Origin of the sequence: Nocardioides sp. CPCC 206348, from assembly GCF_048654705.1 — a bacterium.
Classification (GTDB): domain Bacteria; phylum Actinomycetota; class Actinomycetes; order Propionibacteriales; family Nocardioidaceae; genus Nocardioides.
Genome location: NZ_JBMCZA010000156.1, coordinates 61,405 through 65,217, shown reverse-complemented (window position 1 = coordinate 65,217; position 3,813 = coordinate 61,405). Strand labels below are relative to the sequence as shown.

Below are 3,813 nucleotides of genomic sequence, written 5' to 3'. Positions count from 1 at the left end.
CGGGGGCGGAGGCGGCGGCGGAGTACCCGAGGTCAAGACCGCGGCCCTCGGCACGCCGGTCGACATCGAGTTCCGGGCCTCCGGCGCGGACACCGTGCAGGGCACGGGTACGGTCACCGTCACCGCGGTGCGGGAAGGGGCGATCAAGGACCTGACCGACGCCGGCTTCGAGCTGGATCCCGAGGAGGCGGCGACCACGCCGTTCTACGTCGACGTGACGTTCCAGAACAACGCGGACGTCGAGGTCGACATCCAGGGAATGTCGGGGCGCGACCAGGACAACACCCTGATCCTTCCGCTGATCCTGCTCGATCTCAGCGGTGAGGGCTTCGCCCCCTGCCCGAAGGTGCCCCGGAAGGTGGCGGCCGGACAGTCGGCCACGGGCTGCTCGATCATCCTGGTGCCCGAAGGTGCCACCCTCGAGAAGGTCAGCTACAACGCAGGTGGAGCTGCCGGTTTCCTCTACTGGGAATCCGGGCTCTGAGTCAGGCGGGCCACCGCAGCGTCGATCCGCTCGTCGGTGGCCGTGAGCGCCACCCGCACGTGCTTCGCGCCGGCCGTTCCGTAGAACGCACCCGGCGCGACGAGGATCCCCTGCGCGGCCAGGTCGGCGACCATCGCCCAGCAGTCCGGTCCGTCGGGACCCTTGGTGGTCCAGAGGTACAGCGACGCCTCGGAGTGCTCGATCGTGTAGCCGGCCGACTCCAGCGCTGCGCGCAGCTTCGTACGACGGGCGCGGTAGCGCTCGTGCTGCTCGGCGACATGGGCCTCGTCACCGAGCACGGCGGCCATGGCCCGCTGGGTGGGGCCGGGCATCAGCAGTCCGAGGTTCTTGCGGACGGCGAGCAGCTCGGCGATCACTGCGCGGTCACCGGCGACGAACCCGCAGCGGTAGCCGGCGAGGTTGGACCGCTTCGACAGCGAGTGGACGATCAGGATGCCGTCGGCCGATCCGCCGCAGACGTCGGGGTGCAGGACCGAGGTTGCCTCGCCCTCCCAGACGCAGTCGAGGTAGCACTCGTCGGACACGAGGAGCACGCCCCGCTCGCGGCACCAGTCGACGACCTTCTTCAGGTGCTCCTTCGGGAGCACCCGGCCGGACGGGTTGGACGGCGAGTTGATCCAGAGCAGCTTCGGCGTCTCGGGCCCGAAGCTGGTCAGGGAATCGGTCGCCACCGACGTCGCGCCGACGTACGCCGCACCGACCTCGTAGGTCGGATAGGCCAGTGCCGGGTACCCGATGATGTCGCCCGGGCCCAGGCCCAGGTTGGCCGCCAGGGTGGAGATGAACTCCTTGGACCCGATCAGCGGCAGCACCTGGTCGAGGCCCAGGCCGGTGACACCGTGGGTGCCGGCCAGCCAGTCCACGACCGCCTGGCGGACCTCGGGGATCCCGATGGTGAGCGGGTAGCCGGGAGAGTCCGCGGCAGCCGCCAACGCGGCGCGGGCCACCTCGGGCGTCGGGTCGACCGGCGTACCGATCGACAGGTCGACGATCCCGCCCGTGTGGGCGCGCGCCTGTTCGGCGTACTGCGTCAACTGGTCCCAGGGAAAGTCGGGAAGCCGCCGCGAGACCGGCTCAGCCACTGAGGTGCTCAGTGTTCGTCGTGGATCTGCGGCTCGAGCGCAGCGACGAGCTCGGCGTCCTTGTCGATCTCACCCATCTTGGCGGCACCGCCGGGCGAGCCGAGGTCGTCGAAGAACTTGACGTTGGCGTCGTAGTAGTCCTTCCACTCCTCCGGGACGTCGTCCTCGTAGAAGATGGCTTCCACGGGGCACACGGGCTCACACGCACCACAGTCGACGCACTCGTCGGGGTGGATGTAGAGCATCCGCTTGCCTTCGTAGATGCAGTCGACCGGACATTCATCGACGCACGCACGGTCCTTCAGGTCAACGCACGGCTGCGAGATGATGTAGGTCATCGGTGTTCCTCCTGGACCAGGGCCTTCAACTTCGGAGACTGCGGGGCGACACGAAAGACTTTCGTGTCAGGGGGTCAGCCTAGTATCCCCACCGTGCCTTCCGTGCGCAGACCCTCCTCTTCTGGACAAGATCCGTCCGCAGACCCTCCGACCGGCCACGCCCTCGGGCCGCACGTGGTCGGCCAGCGGGTCGTCGTACGACGGATCGTCCGAGGCGAGACCGGGCCGACCGGGGGTCCCGCCATGACCGATCTCCTGGGCGTCTGCGTCGCCTGGGGCGACGGTGTCTGCGTCGTCCAGCCCGAGACCGGGGGCGCCGTCACCATCACGCTCGCCGACATCGTCTCGGGCAAGCCGGTGCCACCGCGCCCCTCGATCCGGCAACGCGTCAGCGCGCGGGATGCGGAGTCGCACACCGGAGCGCTCTGGCCCGCGGTCGAACGCGTCGCCCTCGGCGGCTGGGAGCTGCGCTTCGACCCCGCCCCCGTCGGCCGCGTCCTCAAGCGCGCCAACTCGTGCCTGGCCATGGGCGACCCCGGCCTCGCTCTCCCGCGGGCCCTGGCCGCGATCGAGGAGTTCTACGCCGAGCGCGGCCGCGACCCGCTGGCCCAGGTCGAGGTCGGGTCACCCGAGGAGGACGCCTTCCGCGACGCCGGATGGCAGCCCCTCGACCACGGGGAGTCGGAGCTCTGGCTCGCCTCCGTCTCCCGTGTACGACGATCGCTGCCGCCGCCCGTCCGCCCGGTGGAGCTCGTGGTCCATGGTCCGCGGGCCGTGGCGAGCGTGGGCTCCGGCTGCGACCCGCTCGCGGAAGGGCACGCAGCGATCGACGGCGACTGGATCGGCCTGCACGGCGTGACCGTCGACCCCACCCACCGCCGCCGGGGCCTGGCCACCGCCGTGGTCTCCGAGCTCCTCGAGTGGGGTGCCGAACAGGGGGCGATGACGGCGTGGCTGCACGTCGAGACCGACAACCCCGGCGCACAGGAACTGTGGGCGGCACTGGGCCTGGCCCCGCACCACGCTTGCCGGTACCTCAGGCCGCCCTCGTCGTCGTAGGCTCACCAGATGGGCATCCCTGGTCGCGACCTCCCCGTGCGCAGGATCCGTTTCGGCTACCCCCAGGGGTCGCTGCGCCAGCACTACGTGGACGACGACCTCGTGATGAGCCACGTCGTCGCGGTGCTCTCCGCGACCTTTCCACCGGGCGAGGACTTCTTCGTCCGATCGGTGCGGCACTACGGCGACGCCATCAGCGACAGCGAGCTGAAGCAGCAGGTGCGCGGATTCATCGGGCAGGAGGTCACGCACGGCCGGGAGCACCGCGAGCTCAACCAGAGGCTCCAGGAGATGGGCTATCCCACCCACCGCGTGTCCCGGTTCGTGAAGGCAGTGCTCGCCGATGCCACCCGGCGTGCTCCGGCCCGGCTCTGCCTCTCGTACACGGCGGCACTGGAGCACTACACGGCGACGCTGGCTGAGTGCCTGCTCACGAAACCCGAGGCCCAGCGGCTGCTGGGCGACACCGAGGTGCGCAACATCCTGCTGTGGCACGCACTGGAGGAGACCGAGCACAAGGCCGTCGCTTTCGACGTCTACCGCGCCACGGGTGGGTCAGAACGAGTGCGCAAGCTCAGCTTCGTGATCCAGACCTTCGGGCTCGGTGGGCTCGTCGTGATCGCCACCGCGCTGTCGATGCTTCGCGACCGCGCGACCTACCACCCGGTCCGGCTCCTCCGCAGCCTGCTCCGGCTGCGGACCTCGCCGTTCCTGGCCGCCGACGTCCGCAGCCAGCTCCGCGACTACCTCCGCACGGGATTCCACCCTGACGACCACGACAACACAGCACTTCTGGAGCGCTGGACGGCCGAGCTGTTCGGACCTGGGG

At 70.1% G+C, this 3,813-nt stretch carries 5 protein-coding genes; 3 read left to right on the top strand and 2 right to left on the bottom strand.

Translation table 11 applies throughout. The features are described from left to right. Positions 1-484: hypothetical protein (locus tag ACOADB_RS11395; protein ID WP_378598288.1), on the top strand; the 484-nt coding region annotated here is incomplete at its 5' end. Here the strand turns inward: ACOADB_RS11395 and dapC are convergent. Together dapC and fdxA are read right to left on the bottom strand one after the other, a co-directional pair. Further along, a complete protein-coding gene (dapC, locus tag ACOADB_RS11390) occupies positions 463-1,587 on the bottom strand; it encodes a succinyldiaminopimelate transaminase (protein WP_378598286.1) in 1,125 nt (374 codons plus the stop codon). The two genes, ACOADB_RS11395 and dapC, sit on opposite strands and share 22 nt — an antisense overlap. An 8-nt stretch (positions 1,588-1,595) precedes the next feature. Further along, positions 1,596-1,925: a ferredoxin gene (fdxA, locus tag ACOADB_RS11385; RefSeq protein ID WP_378598284.1), complete on the bottom strand. Its 330-nt coding sequence runs from the start codon at positions 1,923-1,925 to the stop codon at positions 1,596-1,598. A 243-nt stretch (positions 1,926-2,168) separates the two neighbouring features. Between fdxA and ACOADB_RS11380 the strand changes: the two genes are divergently transcribed. Together ACOADB_RS11380 and ACOADB_RS11375 are read left to right on the top strand one after the other, a co-directional pair. Continuing rightward, the gene (locus ACOADB_RS11380) at positions 2,169-2,984 is read left to right on the top strand and encodes a GNAT family N-acetyltransferase (RefSeq protein WP_378598282.1); all 816 of its coding nucleotides are present in this window, start codon (positions 2,169-2,171) and stop codon (positions 2,982-2,984) included. 9 nt (positions 2,985-2,993) lie between these two features. Then, positions 2,994-3,813, top strand: an 820-nt coding sequence (locus ACOADB_RS11375; protein WP_378598280.1) for a metal-dependent hydrolase, incomplete at its 3' end; no start/stop codon positions are given.